We start from the raw sequence: 21,724 nt of genomic DNA on the forward strand, positions 1-21,724 counted from the left end.
TCTCGAAACAGAGGGTATGTCCAGCGAGCCAGACCCACTCCGCCCGGAGCCGACAAAGTATGTGAATTCTGCGATGGCTGGTCAGGTCTGCGACAGCCTGTCGATATCGCGCCGAACTGCCGTAGGCAGAGCCGGCCTCGTCTGTCGACGCAGGTTAAGCCTTGCCACTAGGGCATAGGCACCGAAGGAACCAATGCCAAGGCGTCGCTTGACGGCACGCAAGCTATCGATGAGCCACTGCTGACGACTCGTCCAGTGTAGCAGCCGACGCACGAACTCATTTCGGTGTCCCTTGCTGGCGTTAATGACCTCGAACTGTTCGCGACCGTCATCCGGCACGCCGAGAAACGCGAGCGCGCGACGGTAGGTCGTGGCGACATCTTTCACCATGTCCTCCTGCCGCAGGACAAGTACGTTCTCGGCCCCGAATGTGTTCTTGTATTCGGCAATGAAGTGGTCGTGCTGCATGAGTACCGGATACATCCTGCGCCAGTTTTCCGCGTACTCGATCGTGGGTAGTTCAGCGATCCCCAGTCTTTCACGCTCCCGGCGCCAGGCTTCACTTAGGTTCTCCTCTTCGCGGCCACTGAACACCATTTGGGCATGCAGCGATGGGACAAAGCCATAGGGGTGGCGGGTCATGATTATGATCCGGGCGCCAGGCGAAAAGGCCTTTATGCGTTCCCGCGCATGGCGGGAGTAGAGATACCAGACCGACGCCTCTCCCACCACGGCGCAGCCCCGGGCACTGGTGAAGATCGACAAGTAGTGATCCTCATGAATGATCTTTCGCTGCTTGTCATTTTCGTGCAGGAAATACAGGGGTTCTTTCGGCCTGGACATAAAGATATCTGGATGCGCTCCGAGATACTCGGCCATCGCCGTGGTACCGCACTTGGGCGCCCCGACGATAAACAGATTTGGCCGCGTTGGGGACATCGGTACTCCTCCGTACTCAGTCATGGCGTGTCTTGCGCGTCATTGGAACCGCCAACATCTCCAGGCCCAGGCGCCTCATAACCGCACGGCGCAAAAGGAGATTCCACGTGGTCAAGGTCAGCGCCATGGCGACCGCGGCCCCCTCCAGACCGAACAAGGGCACAAGAGATAAGTTTAGGGCAACGTTCAGCACAGCGGCAGTGGCGACACCCTTTAAGCTGTCCTTCTCGTGCCCCGTCATATTTAGCAATATGGCGACTGGACCCATTGCCGCATGGACGAGTTGCCCGCTAACGAGAATCACCAGCGCCACGTATCCCACGGCAAACTCCTCACCGAAAACCACGGCCAGAATCCACTCGCCGAACAGCACGAAGACAATGGCCGGTGGCAATGACAACAGCAGTATGGCGCGGGCGCTCTGCGTCACGAGCTGTTGCAGGCGATGGTAGTCCCCTTCCCTGTGCAACCGTGAAAAATGGGGCATCACGACCTGAGTGAGCGCAGTCAAGCCGAATGAAACGAGCGTTGCCGCCTGGGCGACAATCCGATAGACACCCACGTCCGCATCGGTGGCGAAAAACCCAAGCACCACTACAGCCGCACTGTGGTTGATCACGTGCATGCCGCCGAGCAAGGCGAGCGGCCATGCAGCACTCAGCCACACCCGGGCATCGTATTCGCGCGTGCGCAGGCCATGCAGTTGCTCCGGTATGTGCCGTAACAGCAACCAGGCCCCGAAGACGAATGCAATCGCGGCAGCGAGCAGGTGCAGGGCCATCGCGCCCGCCGCATCCAACGGATAGCTGAGGGGCAATACGATGACGATCAATGTAAAGATCACCAGCAGCGCTGGCCGTATTATGTGCTCGGGCAGTTGTCCGAGCACCACCCGCCTAAGCCCGTGCAACGCAGCGCCGCGTAGCTGACCCAGCGCCAGCAGTGGGACAAGCAGGAGCCCCCACAGCAGGGCGCTGGCTCGGTCCTCGCTGAGAAAAGGGATGCCGACGGTCCATGCAATCACGAAGGGGACGAGCAACACCGCCGAGAAGGCGAGCACGAACACGGTGGACCAAGTCCAAAGTCCGCGCATTCTGGCCCACCGCTCCTCGACCTGCGCCCGTGCGGTTTCACGTACCACTAGTTGCGGCAGCCCCACCTGCGCGGGTATGGCAAGCAGTGTCACAATCGCAAGAGCGAATGCGTAGACGCCATAGCCAGCCGCTCCAAGCGCCCGGGCAAGAACAACCGCCACGGCGAACTGCAGCAGTATGCGCCCACCGTTGACACCGAGGCTACCAATCCCCCCCTTTACGAGTTGCCCGCGCAGGCCCTCGCCACGCAAGCCCTTGAGGCGCTGAGCGAGCATGGCGATGAGGGCGTTCACTGTTCAGGTCTTCCTGTGAGTGGTAGCAGAGTCCCGTGCCATCGAGGCGCTTACCCAGCGCTTTAGCGACGTTGGTTGGCGCGCTGGACGAACTCAATGAAAAAGGCGGAAAAAACGCCTAGCATCCCGCCAAGCAGCAATGACAGGAGCAGAATAATCGCCCGCCCCGCACCGACTGGTTCGTCGGATTGTGTCGCAACCGCTGAAAGCGATGTGCCACGGCTGGATTCCGCGAGCATCGTGATCTCCAGCTGCGCCTTATTGAGGTTCCGCCTCAGTGAGGCTGCATCGCGCCGCAACGCCTGCAGCTCCTGCATCTCGACGAAGCGCGCAAGAGTCTCATCGGACTCCCTGCTCAGCGCACCTCGCGCCAAGGCCTCCATTTGATCGCCAATGGCCTCAAGCTCAGTGCGCAGATCTTCGACCGAAGTTTCCAGCGGCGCCGTCCGCAAGTCGATCATTTCCTGCAGTTCTGGCTGCTGATTATCCCGCAGTTGATCTGCAATGGCCTCATGCAGGGATGCGACGTCCTCGGCGCGAGACGCGGGCGTCCGTGACGTCAGGGTGATTCGAGAGTCGCCCGCCGCCGTTACCTGCACGCGCGGCACCTCTCCAAGTGAATCCGACAGGGCTCGCCGGCCGTCCGGAACGATATGGTTCGACAGTCGCGCCTCGACACCGGATGCCGATTCAACCGGCTTGAAGGCGCCACCGCCGTCGTAGACCCGGGCGAGATCGATGGTGGATCGAAACTCATAGGCGCTTGGCGTGACTGCGGCGTAGGCTAAGCCCAACCCACCGGCGAGCACCGTCAGCCCGACGATGACCCACCAGCGCCGCACCAACACATCCCAAAGTTCGTACAGGCTGATTTCGTCTGCCGACCGATATTCCTCGGGAAATCGGGCATCGCCCCCCCGCTCAGAGAGTTCCCTGTGTTCGCTCACGCTTTATGCACAACCATTCCGGAGTGATGTGTTGGGATAACTCATTAACAACTGGCAGGAGTGAAGCGCAATATCTTTTGCATTGCAATACTCGTGACACTTGATGGAAACACGGCCCACGCCTCCCCCCTTACCCCATATGGGTCATTCGCCCGACGACTCGTTGTGCTCCCCTATCGGTGCTGAGAACCGTGCTTGCCTCGCAGGCAGCGCCTCAGCAGCGACACCCATGCGGTGACACACAGAGTTGGGGGCATCCATGCAGTTTAAGAAATGGTTACTGGTGATCTTGATGTTGCTGGCGCTCGGCGCGCTGGCAGCATGCAACAGTTCCGGCGGCGGTGGCGGGAGCAGCGGCAGCAACGACAATGGTGGTGGCGGTGGGGATGATGATCCGCCTGCAGCAGTAACGGCTTTCCAAGGCGAAGTGCTGGCACCCGGCGGTGAGTTGGCCTTCCTGCAGCCGCACCCGGTGGAGCGCATGCTGGCCTGGGTGTCGGGGCAATCCTTTGCAGGGATGTCAGGGCTGTCGCCCGTGGCGGGCATTACCGTCGAACTGATCCGTGTGGATAACGATGGCAACAAGATTGGTGACGTGATTGCCACGGCCACAACCAGCCTGACCGGCACCTACAACCTGACCCTGCCCGAGAACACATCGCTGCCGCCCTCTGCCAACCTGGTGATCCGCGCGGTTGGGCACACGCAGACGCTTCGCGCCCAGGCGGTGGAGGACGACATCAAGGTCGACCCCACGTCGGAATTCGTGCTGCGCAAGCTCATCGACTTCCAGGTGCCGTTGGATCAGATCGCCGCCCGCGATGTGGTGCGCATTCGCGGCGATATCGATGCCCTGGGCATTGATGCCGGTGCGTCCATCGAAGCGGCGGCGGCGGCGCTGGAGGCCGCCAGCGGTTCCTACATGGAGAGCCAGGCGGAATCATTGAGCACGCCGCCGGCGGAGAGTATCGCGGCGGTACTGGGCGACTGGCGGGTGAGCAGCCTACGCCTTGAGATGGGGTATCGGACGCAAGAGCCCCCTCAGACCGCAGGCGGCACGATTGGCATGCTGACGGATGGCGGTGGCTTCCAGCTATTCGATGGTGGTGGCGACCTGCAAGGCCGCGATTTGGAGGAGACAACGTACTACTTCGCGGAGCAGTACAACTTCACCGGCGGCCAGAACCTGTTCACCGAGTTCGGCGTTGACCCGATCAACGAGGACGACAGCTTCCCGCTTATTCTTGAGAGCAACGGCGCACTGCTGGTGCAGGTGCCGTTCGAGGAGGATGTCCTCGATGGCGACTTCGCGACCCGGCAGCCGGCGGCGGATAACCGATTCCGTGCGATTGGCGATAACCTTTTCGTGGGCGTGAACCGCTTCTATGAGCGGCTGTACGGCGTCACCAACGATGCCCTGGATACCAATCGCTTCTTCGGCGAGCGGTTTGGGGCGGATATCACGCTTATCGGCCGCGTGGATACCAACCTGACGGCAAGTAACGTGTCGGGGACCTACGGCTTCGTGCAGTTCGGTGTGCAACTGGAGGACAACTACACCGGCACTGTGGGTTACTTGCGCAACTTCAATTTCGACGGGATGGGTGGCGTCGATGTGGGCAATGACGACGAGATCGAGATCGAGCACTTTTACGGCAGCGCGGTGGAGGTGAACGCCGTCGGGCCGGATCCCTCCACCCTGGATTACGAGGTGAACGATGGCGGTCTGACCTTAGTGGAAAACGATGAACCGTTGATCGCCTTCAACCTGACGGCGGATGCCCAGGTCTTCTGGACCAACGACGTTACGAGCACGCTTGACGAGGCGGAAGAGGAAGTCATCCGCGACGAATACGGCTTGCTCATGGCCGTGAAACTGCCGGCATCCCAGCCGGATTTGAACGGCAAGCGCTACCGCATGCAGGGCATTAGCCTGGGTGTTGGCCGCGCCGGTGGCGGTGACGTGGCGGAGTTGGATATGCAGCTCTTCGGCGATCTGGTGTTCGACGGCGGCAACGTCCAGCTTGTGGGTGCGCGGGAGCGGTTGCTGGAGCGGGACAGCAAGACGGGGCGGCCCGAGTTTATCAGTGGCGAGCGCGCGGATTCAGACACCGTGGGGTACTCGCTGGGTTCGAACGGGTCGCTGACCGTCGAAGCTGGCAACATTGCGTTCGATGGCTTTGTGTCTGCCGATGGGCAGATGATCGTGCTGCGACGTTATGCCAACGAGGGCACTGGCATGCAGACCCTGGGGCTTTGGATTGGGACGTTGGTAGCGGATTGATCAGAGAGTGTTGTTGATGGGAGTTGGCGGCGCCTTTCGGGGCGCCGTTTTTTTGTTGTGGGTTTTGTTCTAGCGGGGGGCCGATGTGCGGCTTTGGGGTTTTGATCGGGCGTGGGTTCGGTGCGTTACGCGCCAGCGCTAACGCACCCTACTGGGATTGGCCTTGCTTTTCGATTTCTCATGGCTTGAAGCGTCGTAGGCTCAGGCCAGGCAATTTCTTGTAGTGCTTTACATTGCCCGTGAGCAGGGAACACCCCATTTCCAGCGCAGTGGCGGCAATGAGCGCGTCTGCAACCTGGAGTGAATCCGCATGTGCATGCTCCTCCATGAGGAAACTGGCCCGGGATGAAATCGCTTCATCAACGTGGATAACGCTTGCCCCCCAGAACTGCATCGCCTGCCGCAACTGACGAAGCTCCTGCTTGTTGCGCATTCCCTGCACCAGTTCCATATAGATGACTGCGGAGAGGGCGAAACCGGGTTGGCGGTCCAGAGCTTCGGCCGCGCGCTCGTTGCCTCGCAGGTTCCATATCAGGACATCCGTGTCTACGAGCAGGCTCATGGCAGGTTCCTTCGCCTCTCGCGCAAGCGGCGCACATGGTCCGCTACATCTTCATCGGTCCGGTCCGGTCCGACCAGATGCCAAACGCGGGGTTGCGTTCGCCGCGCGTGGATTCGCTCTCGCCATCCTGCCAGCGTTTGAGTACGGCGCGACGCTTGCCGCGGTAACTGATAATGACGGTTTCCCCGCGGTCTGCCGCGGCGAGCAATTCTGCCGTGTGCAGGCGGAGATCTTTCGTTGTTGCTTCCATTGGAGACACCTAAGGTTACTCTCTGGAGTGTAACTTGAGATGGATGTGTGCTGAAAGTGGAAGGCGATGGGATGGGCGCTGGCATGCAGGCCCTGGGGCTGTGGATCGGAACGCTGGTGGACGATTGGTCAGAGAGTGGTGTTGATGGGAGTTTGCGGCGCCTTTCGGGGCGTCGTTTTTTTGTTGTGGCGTTGTGGGGGTTTTCGGTTGCGAGTCGGTAGGCGGTTTGGGAGATGTTGATCGGGCGTTGGTTCGGTGCGTTACGCGCAAGCGCTAACGCACCATACGGCGGGCATGGCGGACGCCTGGGGCACGGCCAAACGTCGGGGGCGTTGGGCCGAAGGCCGTAACGCACCGCCCAACCACGGAGCAGCTCGCAGAGAGGCTAGGCCACATCGACGTATTCCACATGGCTACCGGGTTCCGGGATGGCGCAGCCGTCTTCACGCATGCCCTCAAGGTGGAACTCAATAGCCTCCCTGATCCGCTCCTCGACTTCCGGTAGTGTTGCACCAGTCGCAACGCAACCGGGCAAGTCCGGAACGTACGCCGAATAATTCGCCCCGGCGTTTTCGATCACCACCGCGTATCTCACGTCACCACCTATTTCCAATCCGCCTGTTTGTAGATGCTGTCGACGGTACCGACAGCCAGATCGTCACCTGGCTTTCCCGGCACGGTAACGCGACCCGGCCTATCCGGATGTTTGTATTGCCGATGACTACCCCGCGTTTGCTTGCGGTACCAACCGTCGGCTTTCAGCTTCCGCACGAGATGGCGCACTTTCATGGATTTCCGTATCCCGAAGGCACGTCAGCTTCCTTTTGGCACATGTCCCCCCAAATCAACACTACCTCAAGCCGATGCCTCCCGCCATGGCCGCCAAAATCTGACCTATCCAAGGTTGGCAGTGACGATCTCGTCCAACGGCAACTGGCACTCCGCCTGAGCCACGCCAATGGATGTGAAGCAATATTCTCGGCGTTGGTTCGGTGCGTTACGCGCAAGCGCTAACGCACCCTACGGCGGGCATGTCCCAGGTGACTGGCGCGGCTAACCACACCTCACACACTGGCCCGCACCGCCGCAGCGTAAGCCAACAGGTCTTCCAGGTGATTGCGCACAATATCCCGCACCACGGCGAGGTCAACGCGCTGGTATCCGTGTACGAGAATGTTTCTGAAACCTGCCATGGCGTAGAGAGACTCTGCCAACCGTGAATCAAGCAGATCATGGGCTCGCATCAGATCAAACAACTCGCGATTCGTTTCCGGCTCTCCCAGGCGGTGGGCAGAGACGATATGGGACGCCGCATTGAGCGCAGCCTGGATGGCTATCTGCAGTTGTGCTGGACGAAGCGTGCCTCGCGCACGTCGCGCTCCAGCCGGTCAATGTCGGCGAGTTCCCTCAGTTCGCGTACGCAGGTCTCGATGAGCGAGAGCTTTTTCTCGATGAGAGCGATATCCATCACGCAACCGGCCGGCGCCGATACTCTTGCAGGTAAGGCAACAGATCGAAGTACCGATTGCGGGCATCAACCTCAAACGCGATGCGCGCGTTGGCGTCGTTTTCAACCAGCAACACGCCGTCGCGCAGTACCCGATGGACGAGATCCACTGGCGCGCTTCGCAGATCGAGCACGTCGACCTCGCAACGAAGGCGCCGCTCGAGTTCGCCCTGGATCCGGCGGATGGGCCCGACCAACGTGGCCGCAGCGTGTTCTGGTTTCAGCAGTAGGGCCACATCCACGTCGCTGCCCGGGCGGGCCTCTCCCCGGGCATGGCTGCCGTAGAGGTAAGCGGCCAGTACGGAAGGCTGCACCTCGCTGAAGCAAGCTCGCAGTTGCTGGATGATGGCCTCGGTGCTCATGGCCGGAAGCGTACGCCAAGATTGCCTTGATGTGTTAGGTGAGCAATAAGCGCCAGCATGGTCCCCCGTCGGATGAAACGAGCGAGTTTGCCTGGAAGATGTATTCCCAGGCTGTAAGCCTACGCCAGCAGCGCTATGGTGTCAGGGGCCACGGATCACGGGTGAAGCATGCGGCTTAACGCAAGGCAGCGCGAGATAATCCGCTCGGCGGTCAAGGCCTGTTATGGCGACGAAGCAGCCGTGCGGCTCTTCGGATCGCGCCTGGATGACCAGCGCCGCGGTGGTGATATCGATCTGCTGGTGCAAACCGACTTTCCCCCGGACGACGCGTTCAATGCCGAGCAGCGGCTGTACGCACAGTTACAACGATAGCTCGGCGAGCGAAGAATCGACATCGTGACGCACTCCCGCGGGCAGCCCATGGCGGCCATTCACCGTCACGCTGCACACACCGGTGAGCCGCTGTGAGCCGACTACGGGGTCTGCTGGACCTGACCCGGAAGGAGGCTGACCACCTGCAGGCCGCACGCACGCGGCTTTTCGAGTCAGCGCCTGCGGAGCCTGATGGCGGCGCGGGCGCGGCTGGCGACGTATGCTGGCCAGAAATGTGTCGCGTGAAAAACCTTTTCCTGGCGCGTTATCGACCGGTTGTTTCGGTGCGTTACGCGCATGCGCTAACGCACCCTACAGCGGGCACGGCCCACGTGTGGGGCACGGCGAAACGTAGGGTGCGTTAGGCAGAAGGCCGTAACGCACCGACCCGACGCTGGCTGGTCCCCATACCGAATGCCAGATTGCAACACTTCCCGCTTTCCGCCCGATTCACGGCCTGCCGGATTTTCACCTCCTGCCATCCCCTATCCCCCAAATGGGGGACCCCATTTGGGGGAGTGTTCGTGATGCGTTTCCACCTTAACTTGGGTTTGGGGGGTGATTTGGTCAGCCCCTGGTGGTGCTTGACGTACGCCAGGCAACCAGCCGGGTGGCGCATTGCCTACGAATAACGACCTTGGATGGGATTGGAACGATGGAACAGACAAGATTACGACAGGGATTCGCTGCGAGCGTTCTGCTGGTGGCGGGGATGGGGCTCGCGGCATGTAACAGCTCTGGTGGGGGTGGCGGCAGCAGCTCGGGTGGGGGTGGTTCTGGTGGTAGTGGCAGCGGACCGTCTCTTACTCCGGCGCAGGTAGAATTGGCGTTGGCTCAGGCGGCCACAGATTTCGCTACCGATGCCACATCCGGCGATGCCATCGGGTTTGCTTCCTTCAGTGGTGCTGGCGACAGCGCGTTTGAAGACCCTCGGGATTCGGAGTTCGACATCGAGTTCGCCCAAGTGGGAGCGCTGGAAGACGGTGAGTTCGAGTTCTGCAACGATGGCGGCACCTTCGTCGCCAATCCGGACACGCCCAGCCACGTCCGACTTGAATGGAACAATTGCAGGAACTCGTTCTCGGAAGGCGGCGATTCGTTCTCATCCGTGACTGACGGAGTTATCGAATCGAAGTGGGAACAACCAGGGCCTGACGGCTACGAATATCTGATCACCACGGATACCGCGCAATTCTCCACAGAGTCTTCATTCAGTTTCGACGGCAGTTCCGGCAGCTTGATCTTTACCTCCAATGGTTTCGCGAGCATCGCCTGGACCAGCGGAATCGACTACAAGGCGGACATCAACTCGACGAACCGCTTTGCAGTGACCTGCGACGGTGACTCCTTCGACGCAACATTTGGCTTCCAGAATGTCGATATTCTCGTCAAACCGTCCGACGACGGCATGACCAATGCCGGCCAGATGGAATTCAATGGTGGCTGGAGCGTGAGCGGGCTCAGCCCCGACGCGGACGGCGAGTACACCTTTGAAACACTGGAGGATATCCGGTTCGTTCGCTTCAATGAGGAACGGCCCTATGCTGGCAAGGTGCGCATCGGCGGAAGCGGTCAGATCGTTGAGGTGGAATATGTCGATAGCGGCTTGCTGGTGAACGGCACGTTCTACGCCTGGGATGACATCGAAGGTAACGAAGACGACGACCTCGAGTTCGACGCCGACTGCATATTCGGTTGACATAAAGCACGGTGCGTTACGCGCTTTGCGCTAACGACACCCTACGGCGGGCAGTATCCCGGTGACGGGCAGGGCCATGCGTAGGGTGTCGTTAGGCCGCAGGCCGGAACGCACCGCTTCAACGCCAGCCACGGCCAGCGCCCCCGCAAACCCCTCAAAAGCTAATCGTCACCACGCCCCGCGCATCGGCGGGGAATGCCGCTCTCTCGCTGACTGACGGCGCCGCCGTCACCAGCTCCGCGCCGACATCCAGCCAGCTCGTCACCCGCACCCCGGTCTGCAGCCCCACCACAAGGTCGAGATTCTGCTTGTCCTCGGTGCCGCGCACGCGGGACAGCCCCGCCCGGCCACCCACATAGAAGCGGGTACCGAAAAAGCGGTTGAAGCGATAGAACAGCCCCGACGACTGAATGCGCCGGGTTGTGCCCTCGTCGTCGATTTCCGGGTCCTTGTAGGACAGCGAGCGCTCGAACCCCAGCTCGAACAGCCAGCGCCCTTCCCGTTCGGTGGTGAGGTAGGCCCGATAGGTGATCTGCAACGCGCCGGATTCCCCGGCGGCACCATCATCCCCGTACCATTGGTTGCCGTAGGCAAGCCCGACCCCCCAGCGGTGCTCGACATCCGGCGTCACCGGTTCAAGCTCCACGGGCTCGATACGGAGTTCATCAGCAGTCACCGGCATGGCGGCCAGCAGCAAAAAAAGCAGGCAGGCGAATCGGCTCGGCATGGGGCCCCTCGGTTTCGTGAGCCGCCAGTTTAGACGATGGTGTCGTTCCGGGGCATACCCGCGGGCAAAGGGGCCAGATACTGGACGGGGCAGGGGTTACGGTTTCGCCGGTTGTGGGTTGCGGTGCGTTACGCGCTGCGCGCTAACAGCACCCTACGGCGGGCATGGTCATGCATAGTAGAATCGCGCCAAGCCAGGGGACGCAGCAGGGTTGCCCAAGGAGTGGGCTTCGTTATCGATAAGGATGTCACCATGTCATTTTTGAAACGCTTGTTGACCACCTTCCGCGCCAGGGCCGTCGCCGGCGAGCGGCCAATTGAGGACGACGAGCCCAGTCCTGCCATGCTTGACGGCCGCAGACACCTTGCGCGCGTTCGTGAAAACAACACCAAACTGGTTACCGCGGTCGACCGCCTGCAGTCGGAGGCCCAGCGCTGGGAGGATCGGGCCAGGCGCTTCGCCGCCAGCGACGAACCCAAGGCTCTGGCCTGCGTTCAGCGCCGCAACAGCGCTCAACGTCGGGCCGATAAGGCGGCGGCAACCCTGCGCGAGCATCGCCAACTTGAGCGATGCCTGGAGGAGGAAATGCGGCAGTCCATGAGCGAGATGGGCGTTGATCGTGCCAAACATGTAAGCGTCGCGGCGCAGGGGTGGGAGATCCGGATCGCGGCGGCCGAAATCCGCATCGGAGCACTGCACGGCAAGTCGCTCTCGCGAACGGGCCACGAGCGGGAAGAATCGGAGTGCGTGTTGCGCAGGGATCTTGCCGCGTTGCTCAAGGGGTAAGACACCGGTTCACCGTGTTCCGAGTGAACGTTGTTGGGTTTTTTGCGGTTGTGGGTTGCGGTGCGTTACGCGCTTCGCGCTAACAGCACCCTACGGCGGGCAGGGCGCACCGCCGTGGGCACGGCCTCGTAGGGTGTGTTAGCGCTTGCGCGTAACGCACCGCGTCAACGCCGGGCACGCGGCACGGGACTAAATCCTGAACTGCTTCACCAGGGCGCTCAGCCGTTCCGCCAGCTTCGCCAGCTCTTCGCTGGATGATGAAGTCTGGTCGGCAGCCTGGGCCGTTTCGTCGGAGACGCCGCGGATGGTCTCGACACTGCCGGAGATGTCGTTGGTCACCGCCGACTGCTCTTCCGCCGCGCTGGCGATCTGGGCATTCATGTCGTTGATGATGCGGACCTGCTCCTCGATGCGCTCCAGCGCGCTCCCAGCGGCGGCGGCGTGTTCCACCGTCTTCTGGCCCTGCTCGCCGCTTTCGCGCATCACGCCGATGGCGCCCCGAGTGCCCTTCTGCAACTTCTCGATGAGCTCCTGAATCTTGACGGTGGAATCCTGGGTCTTCTTCGCCAGGTCCCGCACCTCGGAGGCCACCACGGCGAAGCCACGCCCCTCCTCCCCGGCACGGGCAGCCTCGATGGCGGCGTTCAGGGCCAGCAGGTTGGTCTGCTCAGCCACGGCCTGGATCACGTCGACGACCTCGGTGATGTTCTCGGCCTCGTTGCCCACCTGGTCGACAGTGCGCTGGCCTTTTTCAACGGCCTCCACCAGGGCGTTGATGGCCTCCACGGTCTGCACCACCACCCGGCGCCCGTCGGCGGCGGACTGATTGGCCTCTTCCGCGGCGGTGGATGCATCCGTCGCATTGCGGGCGATCTCCTGCACCGTGGCCGTCATCTGGTTGATGGCCGCCGCCACCTGCTCGGTCTCACCCCGTTGCCGGGCCGTGCCCTGGTTGGTCTGGTTGGTGACGGCTGACAGCTCTTCCGCCGCGCTGGCAAGCTGGCTGGTCTCGCTGTTGATGGTGCCGATCACCTTTTGCAGGGTCTCGACGAAGCGGTTGATGTTGCCACCCAGTTCACCCACCTCGTCCCGGGTGGTCACCTCCACCCGGCGGGTGAGGTCGCCGTTGCCGGCGTCCATGTCATCCACCAGATCACCGAGGAAGGCATTGGTCCGCACCAGCGGCTTGACGTAGCCCCGGGTCAGCACCCAGGCCACCACGGCGCCGATCAACAGCCCCGCCACCACCAGCGCAAGGATCACCACCTGGGCCTGGGCGCCGGTCTGGGTCACCGCCCCGGCCACGGTGTTAAGGTCACCGACGGCGCTCTGCTGGAACTCCCGCACCAGGTCGATCATCGCCGGGCCGATTACGTTCAGTTCCTCGCGTACCAGCAACGAGGTCTGGGTCACCGCCGCGCTGAGGTCGTTCATGGCCTCGCCGTAGTCCTGCCAGAGCTGGACCAGTTCGGCGATGTCGCCGGCAATGTTGCGGTCGGTCACGGCGGCGGAAAGCTGCTGCAGGCTGGTTTCGGCGTTGCCGTAGCGCATCTGCGCCAGGTTGAAGCGACCGCTGTCGCCGGTGCTGGTGTACTCGATCACACTGGTCTGGGTGCCGGCGACCTGGCTGGCGACGGCACCCGCAAGGCGGGTTTCCTCCAGCCGTCCCGCACGGACCAGGGCATTGATGACGTCTTCAATGACGAACTCGACGTCCATCACCACCGGCTGCAGCCGGCGCATGGCAATGTTCTGCGCCTCCATGGCGGCGGGCACGACGTCATCACGGAACACATCGCCAAAGCGCTGGTGCTGGTCAGCGAATCGGTCAAGAATCTCGCCGCGGGCAGGGTCCTGGATCATCTGCCGGGCGTTGGCGAGGTTCGCTTCCACCTCCTCCCGCGCGGTGCCCCACAGATCCCCCATGTAGTCGGCGCGATGACCGAGGAACTCGGTAGCCGCCATGCGCTCGCGATAGACGCTGTTCAGCAACTCGGTGGCAATCTCGCTGGCGGGGGCCAGGTTACCGGAGACGGTCTGCATGTCCCGGTTAACGCCCTGCTGCACCACCAGCGCGGTGCCGCCGATAACCAGCATGATCAAAACCAGCACGGCCGGGGCGACCAGCGCCTTGACCATGATTCCCAACCGACCGAATACGTTCGGAAGCGACCGCATTGAATACCCCCAACCTGCCACCCTGACGATCGGCATCCCTGCCGCGCCCATGTCTGACCGACGATCTTGCCCGCCCGTCCAATGGGCGAACCTGTCTTGTAATGTCGTGGATTCTAGGCGCGCCGTCCGCGGCGGAGATTGACGCGGTTCACGGAACTGGCATGCGCCCCTCCAGAATGGGTATCGACCAGACACGCATTCCCTTGAGCGCACTCAACATACCCCTGCGTGTGTTCGCTCGCGTACAGATGTGCGGGAGATGACATGCCTAACCTGTTCCAAGGGTGCGCGGAGCACCTCCACACAAGCACAGAGGCTGGACGCCCGGATATCGTGGCGGGGAGGGTGGGGTGAATAAACAATCGTTTGTGAAGTTTGCGGTTTTCCTGGCGTCGATTTCTTCGATATTGCTGCTGGCTGGCTGTTTTGGATCCAGCGGATCCGGTGGATCCGGCAGCGGAGGCTCAAACGGTGGTGAAGGCCCTACGGTCACCACCCCTGCGCCGCCCGCCCGTGAGCATGACACACGCATCACGGAAGGGTACTACCGCCTGGTTCTCGAGGACCTGCCCTTCGACCCCATCGGCGATCCCGCGAGCACCGACCGCTGGTGGGGTGAACTCGATGGCGTGGGTTACCGCATCGAGGTGCCGGACCACTGGAACGGTGCCTTGGTCGTCTATGCCCATGGCTATCGGGGCGACGAGCGCGAATTGCGCGTCGACAACCCCGAGATACGCCCCTACCTCATCGAGAACGGATACGCCTGGGCGGCATCCGCCTATGCGGCAAACCACTACGATGTGCGCTCCGGCCTTGAGAACAGTAATGCACTGGCGCTGAACTTCACGAAGATCGCCGCCGAGCGCGGCAGGGAGATCGAAGAGCCAGTCCGGCATTACATGATCGGGCAATCCATGGGTGGGCACATTGCCGGTGCGGCCCTGGAGGCCGAAACGCTCTCCAAGGCCAACAACCCCCTGCTCTACGATGGCGCGCTGTCCCTCTGTGGCGTGATGGGGGATGCGGAGATTCTCGACTACTTCACCGCCTACAACCTGGCAGCCATGCAACTGGGCGGCGTCCCCGCCGACAGCTTCCCCGTCGCCGATGGCGAGAGCCGCGTGGAAACATTCAAGGAAGCCTTGTGGGTGGATTACGACGCCGATATCGGCGCCCTGACCGCTGAAGGCGAGAAGCTTCGAGCCATTCTGATGAATCTCTCCGGCGGTGAGCGGCCAACTTTCAATGAGGCCTTCTCGGACCCGATCAGCGGCCGCAGGGAACTGGATATCCTGCATGGATACGCTGACAACGACGGCACCGCGTACGGCATTCTCGCGCAGAACATCGTCGACACGAGATCGGTGGATTACCGCTTTGAGACCGCCCCCGGCGCCACACGGACCACGGCCGAGAATCAGTTCAATAACCTGATCCTGCGGGTATCACCGAGCAGTGACGCGAATCCGGCGCAGGACGATGGATTGCGGTGGATCCCCAGGCTGCGCGGGGAGTTGAACGCCCCAATGATTACCCTGCATACCCTGGGGGACCTCTGGGTGCCGTTTTCCATGCAACAGATCTATGCCCAGCGGGTGAAGGACCAGGGCTACGCTGATTTGCTGGTGCAACGGGCGATTCGCGCGGTGGGCCATTGCGACTTCACCTACGAGGAACAGGTGACCGCATTCTCCGATCTGGTGGACTGGCACATGGAGAATGTCAAACCCGACGGGGATGACGTACTCGACGCGGCTACGGTGGCCAGCCCCGACTACGGTTGCGGTTTTACCATCGACGGCGGCGATGAGGCATTTCCCTGCCCCTGAGGCGACGCTGACCTGAGAGTGCGACAACGTACCGACGTTCCAGAAGGCGACGTCCATCATGCGGTCCACATGCCTCTGTCATTGATTCAGTTCAATGGCAGGGGTGTCCGGCGGGCACAACCGCCAGCCGGGGACATTACGAGGATGACGTCGATGAAAAAGCTGAATGCATTAGCACTGGCCGCTGCAGTAGCACCTGCGGTCATGTTGGGAATCGGTACCGTGCACGCAGAGGAGCGCCAGACCGATCCGCAGGACGAACTCGGACAGACCGACACGGATACGGATGCAACGGTGCAGTCCTCCGGGGCAGAGAACAGACCCTCCGCCGCGATCCGGGATTCTGAGGAAACGCAGGTCGATCCGCAGTCCGAACTCGGACAGGACGACTCCGACAGGGATGCAACGGCGCGTTCAACTGGGGCTGACACCGAACGTTCCACCAGGATGCAGGACTCCGACGAAACCCAGGTCGATCCACAGTCCGAACTGGGACAGGATGACTCCGATAGAGACGCCATGGACCGGGAATTCGAGGCCGACACCCGTGGTGGAGTCGCCATGGACCGCGGCCAGATGAGCCAGATTTCTCAGGAAGAGGTGATGGGCGCATCAGTCCAGAATCGGCGCAATGATCGGGAACTCGGCAAGGTCAAGGACGTGCTGCTCGGCCCGAATGGCGAGATTGAGAGCCTCGTTGTTGGCGTCGGCGGCTTCCTCGGCATCGGCCGGAGAGACATCATTATCGATTGGGACAGGGTTTCCCATTCACCTGACGCTGAAGATGGGGACTACGCCCTGTCGGTAGACATGTCCGATGAGGACATCAAGAACGCACCTGAGCAGAACTGAGACTAAAAGCTGGAGTATCGCGGATGCCAGCTTACTGGGGGGGGGCACCAATGGCTCCCCAGTGTCTTTCAGGGGCGCGAGGAAGCATCAGTACTGGCGAGCCGCTCGATACTGGCACCGTACAGGGTGACTGCCCCGCGGATGTCTCCCGCCTGCAGTTCGCGAAAGGCCTCATTGTAGGCGAACGCCATGATCTGGCCGGTGGGCCCGGGATGATCGAGACCAATGGCATGGCCGATTTCATGAATCATGGTGTAGCGGAAATCGTAGACGTCGACATCGCCATCGAAACCGACCTTCCAGGGAACATCCGGGTTCAGGCAGACCAACGATCTTTCGATCGCCTTGACGCCGTTATCGCTCACCGACGTATAGGCAACATCAGCAAAGGCACGGCCGAAAGGACGCGCCTGGGCGCCAATCACGATGTCTGCCTGCGAAGCGTCAGCAACCGGCTCGAATCTGATGTCGGCAACTTCTTCCCAGGCCCTGAAGGCAGCGATTGTCTCTTCGATGAGGCGGGTAGACGAGATGCGGGAGCGTGCCGCCAGGCCATGCATGGGAACGAGGCTTCGGCAGTTTCGCGCGTCGTCGAAGCGGAGCTCGGTCTGGGCGAATGCGTAGGTGACATGGGCACCTGTGCCCAATGCGGCGTCACCCCACTTGACCGGATGCGAGTCGAACTTCAATAAACGAAACCGCTCGTCGTCTTCGCTCGCAGTGGCCACCCCGGTCAGCGCGCAAGTGAAGAACAGCGCGCCGAGCACCAACCTGACCGGATTCCATACGAATCGTCGCATGCACCCCCCGAGAGCCTGGCAACCATGTCGGTTGACTAAACCGCGGAGTGTGCGGAAAAGCACAGATGTTTTCTGCGAATTGGATCACATGCGATCGGCGATGGAGAGCTTTGCGCCAGCAAGCCAAACACGCCCTGCCCTTGGCCCCCGGTTGCCGGTATAATGCGCGGCCCGGTTTCGACCACTACCGAGTTGCCATGACTGACTCCCGCACCCGCCTCACCAAAGATCTTGCCTCCCGGATTCTCATTCTCGACTCCGGCATGGGCACGATGATCCAGCAATACCCGCTGGAGGAGGCGGATTTCCGTGGCGAGCGCTTCGCCGACCACCCCTGTGATCTCAAGGGCAACAATGACCTGCTGGTGCTCACCAAGCCCGAGGTGATCCGCGAGATCCACGACCGCAACCTGGCGGCCGGTGCCGATATTCTCGAGACCAACACCTTCAGCTCCACCACCATCGCCCAGGCCGACTACCAGATGGAACACCTGGCCTACGAGCTGAACGTGGCGGCGGCGCGGCTGGCCAAGGAAGCCTGCGACGCCGCCATGGCCGAAAATCCCGACCAGCCGCGCTATGTGGCAGGCGCCCTGGGGCCCACCAACCGCACCGGCTCGATCTCGCCGGACGTGAACAACCCGGGCTACCGCAACACCAGCTTCGAGCAGCTCCGCGCCGCCTACCTGGAGGCCGCCCGGGGGCTGGTGGACGGCGGCAGCGACCTGCTGCTGATCGAGACTATCTTCGACACCCTCAACGCCAAGGCGGCCATCTACGCCATCGAGGAGCTGTTCGACGAACTGGGCCACCGCCTGCCGGTGATGATTTCCGGCACCATCACCGATGCCTCCGGCCGTACGCTGTCGGGCCAGACCACCGAGGCGTTCTGGAACTCGGTGCGCCACGCCGAACCCTTCTCCGTGGGGCTTAACTGCGCCCTGGGTGCCGAGCAAATGCGGCCCTTCGTGCAGGAAATCAGCCGCATCGCGGACACCTACGTCACCATCTACCCCAACGCCGGCCTGCCCAACGAGTTCGGTGAGTACGATCAGTCGCCGGAGCAGATGGCGGCATACATCCGCGATTTCGCCCAAAGCGGCTTCGTCAACATCGTCGGCGGCTGCTGCGGCACCACGCCGGAGCACATTGCCGCCCTGCGCGAGGCCGTCGCCGACTGCGCCCCCCGCGAGATACCCGAGCGGGAGAAAGCGATGCGCCTGTCGGGACTGGAACCCTTCAACCTGGGCCGCGATAGCCTGTTCGTGAACGTCGGCGAGCGCACCAACGTCACCGGCTCGGCGCGCTTCAAGCGCCTGATCGTGGACGGCGACTACGACACCGCGCTGGAAGTGGCCCGCCACCAGGTGGAGGGCGGCGGCCAGGTCATCGATATCAACATGGACGAGGGCATGCTGGATGCCCGGGCCTGCATGGTGGACTTCCTCAACCTGGTGGCCGCCGAGCCGGACATCGCCCGGGTGCCGGTGATGATCGACTCATCCAAGTGGGAGGTACTGGAAGCCGGCCTGCAGTGCGTGCAGGGCAAGGCCGTGGTGAACTCCATCTCGCTGAAGGAAGGCGAGGAGCCGTTCCTTCATCAGGCGAAGCTCATCAAGCGCTACGGCGCCGCCGTGGTGGTGATGGCGTTCGACGAGGACGGCCAGGCGGACACCTATGAGCGCCGCATCGAGATTGTCGAGCGGGCCTACAAACTGCTGACGGAAAAAGCCCACTTCCCGCCGGAAGACATCATCTTCGACCCCAACATCTTCCCGGTGGCCACGGGCATTCCCGAGCACGACAACTACGGCATCGACTTCATCGAGGCCACCAAGTGGATCAAGGCCAACCTGCCCTATGCGCGGGTGTCCGGCGGGCTGTCGAACCTGTCCTTCTCGTTCCGCGGCAACAACGCCGTCCGCGAGGCGATGCACTCAGCCTTTCTCTACCACGCCATCAAGGCGGGGCTGGACATGGCCATCGTCAACGCGGGCCAGATCGAGATCTACGACGACATCCCCAAGGACCTGCTGGATCATGTGGAAGATGTGATCCTCAACCGCCGGGAGGACGGCACCGAGCGGCTGCTGGAGTTCGCCGAATCGGTGAAAGGCCAGGCCGGCAAGGCCCGCGTGGAAGACCTCTCCTGGCGTGAGGCGCCAGTATCGAAACGGCTGGAACATGCGCTGGTAAAGGGCATCATCGACTACATCGATGACGATGTGGAAGAAGCACGACAGCAGTTCAACCGCCCCATCGAGGTGATCGAAGGCCCGCTGATGGACGGCATGAACGTGGTGGGTGACCTGTTCGGCGACGGCAAGATGTTTCTGCCCCAAGTGGTGAAATCCGCCCGGGTGATGAAAAAGGCCGTGGCCTACCTGCTCCCCTACATCGAGGCGGAAAAGCAGGAGGGCGACAACAAGCCTGCAGCCCACATCCTCATGGCCACGGTGAAGGGCGACGTCCACGATATCGGCAAGAACATCGTCGGCGTCGTGCTCCAGTGCAACAATTTCAAGGTCACCGACATCGGCGTGATGCAGCCGGCGGACAAGATTCTCGACACTGCCGCCGCCGAGGGCGTGGACATCATCGGCCTCTCCGGGCTGATCACGCCCTCGCTGGAAGAAATGGTGGACGTGGCAAAGGAGATGCAGCGCCGCGGCATGCGCCAGCCCCTGCTGATCGGCGGCGCCACCACCTCCCGTGTGCACACGGCGGTGAAGATTGCGCCCGCCTACGAGCAGGAGGTGATCTACGTGAAGGACGCCTCCCGGGCCGTGGGGGTGGCGTCGAACCTGATGAGCGAGACCCGCCGCGAGGCATTCGTCGGCGATCTGCGCGAGGAATATGCGCGGGTTCGCGAACAACACGCCGCCCGGCAGAAAAAACAGAAATGGCTGAAGATCGACAAGGCACGGGACAACCGTACACCGGTCGACTGGAGTGCCTTCGAGCAGGTCAAGCCGAAACAGCTCGGCATCCAGGTGCTGCACGATTACCCCCTGAAGGACCTGGTGCCCTACATCGACTGGACGCCGTTTTTCAAATCCTGGGAACTGGCGGGCAGTTATCCGCGCATCCTCGAGGATGAAGTGGTAGGCGAGCAGGCCCGAGGCCTGTTCCGCGATGCCCAGGCCATGCTGGAGCAACTGATCGACGAGGGCTGGCTGAAGGCAGCCGGCGTCTACGGGCTGTTCCCGGCCAACGCCGTGGGCGACGACACTCCGGTGTACACCGACGAGAGCCGGGAAAAGGTGCTGCTCACCCTGCACCATCTGCGGCAGCAGACGGAAAAGCCCGCAGGCCGGCCCAACCAGGCGCTATCGGACTACATTGCACCGAAGGAGAGCGGCAAGGCGGATTATATCGGCGCTTTCGCGGTGACGGCGGGCATCGGCATCGACCAGCACATCGCCCGCTTCGAGGCCGACCACGACGACTACAACAGCATCCTGCTGAAGGCCTTGGCTGATCGCCTGGCCGAGGCCTTTGCCGAGCACTTGCATGAGCGGGTACGCCGAGAGTTCTGGGGTTACCAGCCGGAAGAGGCCCTGAGCAACGAAGACCTCATCAAGGAACGCTACGCCGGCATCCGCCCGGCGGCAGGCTACCCGGCCTGCCCGGATCACACGGAGAAAGACCTGATCTGGGAGTTGCTGGATGTGGAGAACAACATCGGCCTGCACCTCACCGAGAGCCGGGCCATGGTGCCCACGGCAGCGGTGAGCGGCTTGTACTTCGCCCACCCGGAATCACGGTATTTCGGCCTGGGCAAGATTTACCGGGATCAGGTCGAGGATTACGCCCGGCGCAAGGGCATGACCATGCGCGAAGCCGAGCGCTGGCTGGCGCCAAATCTCGGTTACGAGCCAGAGGATTGAGCGCGCGGGGGACAAGAGCCCCGCACGGGGCATGACCACCGCCGAATCGGTGCGTTACGCGCTGCGCGCTAACACACCCTACGAGTCGGATCGGGGAACCGCGGTCCGGCACGCCGCTCATGGACACGCCGTAAACCCGTCCATGGGGGCTCGTATGCGAGGTCCCTCTCGCATACGGTCCATGAGCGGCTCACCGGACCGCGGTTTGTGCCTGTGGCCTTGGGGGCAACACCACTGCCGGATCGGTGCGTTACGGCCTTCGGCCTAACACACCCTACGTTTGGCCGTGCCCGCCGTAGGGTGTGTTAGCGCGCAGCGCGTAACGCACCGATTCGGCGGTGGCGGCCCCA

The 21,724-nt window shown here is 62.2% G+C and carries 19 protein-coding genes and 1 pseudogene; 7 read left to right on the forward strand and 13 right to left on the reverse strand.

Annotated features, from left to right (window positions below; translation table 11 throughout):
* Nucleotides 1-81 precede the first annotated feature (81 nt).
* The 3 genes from J2T57_RS05380 to J2T57_RS05390 all read right to left on the reverse strand — a co-directional run bounded on the left by J2T57_RS05380 (nucleotide 82) and on the right by J2T57_RS05390 (nucleotide 3,273).
* Nucleotides 82-963: a sulfotransferase family protein gene (locus J2T57_RS05380; RefSeq protein ID WP_366519069.1), complete on the reverse strand. Its 882-nt coding sequence runs from the start codon at nucleotides 961-963 to the stop codon at nucleotides 82-84.
* Nucleotides 956-2,326, reverse strand: coding sequence for a flippase (locus J2T57_RS05385; protein ID WP_253475392.1), 1,371 nt, complete (start codon nucleotides 2,324-2,326; stop codon nucleotides 956-958). The genes J2T57_RS05380 and J2T57_RS05385 overlap by 8 nt, the downstream gene beginning before the upstream one ends.
* Nucleotides 2,327-2,388: 62 nt before the next feature.
* Entirely contained in the window at nucleotides 2,389-3,273 is an 885-nt protein-coding gene (locus J2T57_RS05390; protein WP_253475395.1) for a Wzz/FepE/Etk N-terminal domain-containing protein, read from the reverse strand.
* Between the two features lie 259 nt (nucleotides 3,274-3,532).
* On the opposite strand from J2T57_RS05390, the gene J2T57_RS05395 reads away from it, so the two are divergent.
* Nucleotides 3,533-5,557, forward strand: coding sequence for a hypothetical protein (locus tag J2T57_RS05395; RefSeq protein ID WP_253475398.1), 2,025 nt, complete (start codon nucleotides 3,533-3,535; stop codon nucleotides 5,555-5,557).
* Between the two features lie 178 nt (nucleotides 5,558-5,735).
* Here the strand turns inward: J2T57_RS05395 and J2T57_RS05400 are convergent, their stop codons facing one another.
* From J2T57_RS05400 to mntA, 7 genes and pseudogenes are all read right to left on the reverse strand, one after another.
* Nucleotides 5,736-6,113: a type II toxin-antitoxin system VapC family toxin gene (locus J2T57_RS05400; protein ID WP_253475724.1), complete on the reverse strand. Its 378-nt coding sequence runs from the start codon at nucleotides 6,111-6,113 to the stop codon at nucleotides 5,736-5,738.
* 2 nt (nucleotides 6,114-6,115) lie between these two features.
* Nucleotides 6,116-6,369: pseudogene (locus J2T57_RS05405) on the reverse strand (type II toxin-antitoxin system Phd/YefM family antitoxin).
* A 385-nt stretch (nucleotides 6,370-6,754) separates the two neighbouring features.
* Nucleotides 6,755-6,964, reverse strand: a complete 210-nt coding sequence (locus J2T57_RS05410; protein ID WP_253475401.1) for a type II toxin-antitoxin system HicB family antitoxin — start codon at nucleotides 6,962-6,964, stop codon at nucleotides 6,755-6,757.
* An 8-nt stretch (nucleotides 6,965-6,972) separates the two neighbouring features.
* Nucleotides 6,973-7,158, reverse strand: a complete 186-nt coding sequence (locus J2T57_RS05415; protein ID WP_253475404.1) for a type II toxin-antitoxin system HicA family toxin — start codon at nucleotides 7,156-7,158, stop codon at nucleotides 6,973-6,975.
* Between the two features lie 275 nt (nucleotides 7,159-7,433).
* Complete coding sequence (hepT, locus tag J2T57_RS05420; protein ID WP_301289186.1) at nucleotides 7,434-7,712, reverse strand: type VII toxin-antitoxin system HepT family RNase toxin; 279 nt, start codon at nucleotides 7,710-7,712, stop codon at nucleotides 7,434-7,436.
* A complete protein-coding gene (locus J2T57_RS22130) occupies nucleotides 7,703-7,837 on the reverse strand; it encodes a hypothetical protein (RefSeq protein WP_301289142.1) in 135 nt (44 codons plus the stop codon). The genes hepT and J2T57_RS22130 overlap by 10 nt, the downstream gene beginning before the upstream one ends.
* Nucleotides 7,837-8,238, reverse strand: coding sequence for a type VII toxin-antitoxin system MntA family adenylyltransferase antitoxin (mntA, locus tag J2T57_RS05425; protein ID WP_253475407.1), 402 nt, complete (start codon nucleotides 8,236-8,238; stop codon nucleotides 7,837-7,839). Before mntA ends, J2T57_RS22130 begins: the two co-directional genes overlap by 1 nt.
* Before the next feature lie 168 nt (nucleotides 8,239-8,406).
* Here mntA and J2T57_RS05430 point away from each other — a divergent pair, with 168 nt between their 5' ends.
* Nucleotides 8,407-8,610, forward strand: a complete 204-nt coding sequence (locus tag J2T57_RS05430; RefSeq protein WP_253475410.1) for a nucleotidyltransferase domain-containing protein — start codon at nucleotides 8,407-8,409, stop codon at nucleotides 8,608-8,610.
* Nucleotides 8,611-9,265: 655 nt separating this feature from the next.
* Nucleotides 9,266-10,309, forward strand: a complete 1,044-nt coding sequence (locus J2T57_RS05435) for a hypothetical protein (protein WP_253475413.1) — start codon at nucleotides 9,266-9,268, stop codon at nucleotides 10,307-10,309.
* A 154-nt stretch (nucleotides 10,310-10,463) separates the two neighbouring features.
* On the opposite strand, the gene J2T57_RS05440 is transcribed toward J2T57_RS05435, so the two are convergent.
* Nucleotides 10,464-11,036 carry a hypothetical protein gene (locus tag J2T57_RS05440; RefSeq protein WP_253475416.1) on the reverse strand — a complete coding sequence of 191 codons (573 nt, stop codon included), beginning with the start codon at nucleotides 11,034-11,036 and terminating at the stop codon, nucleotides 10,464-10,466.
* A 252-nt stretch (nucleotides 11,037-11,288) separates the two neighbouring features.
* Here J2T57_RS05440 and J2T57_RS05445 point away from each other — a divergent pair, with 252 nt between their 5' ends.
* Nucleotides 11,289-11,822 carry a hypothetical protein gene (locus J2T57_RS05445; protein ID WP_253475420.1) on the forward strand — a complete coding sequence of 178 codons (534 nt, stop codon included), beginning with the start codon at nucleotides 11,289-11,291 and terminating at the stop codon, nucleotides 11,820-11,822.
* A gap of 189 nt (nucleotides 11,823-12,011) precedes the next feature.
* On the opposite strand, the gene J2T57_RS05450 is transcribed toward J2T57_RS05445, so the two are convergent.
* On the reverse strand, nucleotides 12,012-14,000 hold the full coding sequence (locus J2T57_RS05450; RefSeq protein ID WP_253475423.1) for a methyl-accepting chemotaxis protein: 1,989 nt from the start codon (nucleotides 13,998-14,000) through the stop codon (nucleotides 12,012-12,014).
* Between the two features lie 350 nt (nucleotides 14,001-14,350).
* Here J2T57_RS05450 and J2T57_RS05455 point away from each other — a divergent pair, with 350 nt between their 5' ends.
* A complete protein-coding gene (locus J2T57_RS05455) occupies nucleotides 14,351-15,832 on the forward strand; it encodes a hypothetical protein (protein ID WP_253475426.1) in 1,482 nt (493 codons plus the stop codon).
* Nucleotides 15,833-15,985: 153 nt separating this feature from the next.
* Complete coding sequence (locus tag J2T57_RS05460; RefSeq protein WP_253475429.1) at nucleotides 15,986-16,684, forward strand: PRC-barrel domain-containing protein; 699 nt, start codon at nucleotides 15,986-15,988, stop codon at nucleotides 16,682-16,684.
* A 68-nt stretch (nucleotides 16,685-16,752) separates the two neighbouring features.
* Here the strand turns inward: J2T57_RS05460 and J2T57_RS05465 are convergent, their stop codons facing one another.
* Nucleotides 16,753-17,484 (reverse strand): matrixin family metalloprotease, encoded by a 732-nt coding sequence (locus J2T57_RS05465; protein WP_253475432.1) that lies wholly within the window; start codon nucleotides 17,482-17,484, stop codon nucleotides 16,753-16,755.
* Between the two features lie 197 nt (nucleotides 17,485-17,681).
* Here J2T57_RS05465 and metH point away from each other — a divergent pair, with 197 nt between their 5' ends.
* A complete protein-coding gene (gene metH / locus J2T57_RS05470) occupies nucleotides 17,682-21,374 on the forward strand; it encodes a methionine synthase (protein ID WP_253475435.1) in 3,693 nt (1,230 codons plus the stop codon).
* Nucleotides 21,375-21,724: the final 350 nt, after the last annotated feature.

It is taken from the genome of Natronocella acetinitrilica (genome assembly GCF_024170285.1).
GTDB lineage: Bacteria > Pseudomonadota > Gammaproteobacteria > Nitrococcales > Aquisalimonadaceae > Natronocella > Natronocella acetinitrilica.

Bases quoted from the DNA above. Each gene is read 5' to 3' on its own strand.
- J2T57_RS05380 (WP_366519069.1), bottom strand. From the start codon at position 963: ATGACTGAGTACGGAGGAGTACCGATGTCCCCAACGCGGCCAAATCTG.
- J2T57_RS05430 (WP_253475410.1), top strand. From the start codon at position 8,407: ATGCGGCTTAACGCAAGGCAGCGCGAGATAATCCGCTCGGCGGTCAAG.
- J2T57_RS05450 (WP_253475423.1), bottom strand. From the start codon at position 14,000: ATGCGGTCGCTTCCGAACGTATTCGGTCGGTTGGGAATCATGGTCAAG.
- J2T57_RS05435 (WP_253475413.1), top strand. From the start codon at position 9,266: ATGGAACAGACAAGATTACGACAGGGATTCGCTGCGAGCGTTCTGCTG.
- J2T57_RS22130 (WP_301289142.1), bottom strand. From the start codon at position 7,837: ATGGATATCGCTCTCATCGAGAAAAAGCTCTCGCTCATCGAGACCTGC.
- metH (WP_253475435.1), top strand. From the start codon at position 17,682: ATGACTGACTCCCGCACCCGCCTCACCAAAGATCTTGCCTCCCGGATT.
- J2T57_RS05415 (WP_253475404.1), bottom strand. From the start codon at position 7,158: ATGAAAGTGCGCCATCTCGTGCGGAAGCTGAAAGCCGACGGTTGGTAC.
- J2T57_RS05395 (WP_253475398.1), top strand. From the start codon at position 3,533: ATGCAGTTTAAGAAATGGTTACTGGTGATCTTGATGTTGCTGGCGCTC.
- J2T57_RS05440 (WP_253475416.1), bottom strand. From the start codon at position 11,036: ATGCCGAGCCGATTCGCCTGCCTGCTTTTTTTGCTGCTGGCCGCCATG.
- J2T57_RS05460 (WP_253475429.1), top strand. From the start codon at position 15,986: ATGAAAAAGCTGAATGCATTAGCACTGGCCGCTGCAGTAGCACCTGCG.
- J2T57_RS05445 (WP_253475420.1), top strand. From the start codon at position 11,289: ATGTCATTTTTGAAACGCTTGTTGACCACCTTCCGCGCCAGGGCCGTC.
- mntA (WP_253475407.1), bottom strand. From the start codon at position 8,238: ATGAGCACCGAGGCCATCATCCAGCAACTGCGAGCTTGCTTCAGCGAG.
- J2T57_RS05465 (WP_253475432.1), bottom strand. From the start codon at position 17,484: ATGCGACGATTCGTATGGAATCCGGTCAGGTTGGTGCTCGGCGCGCTG.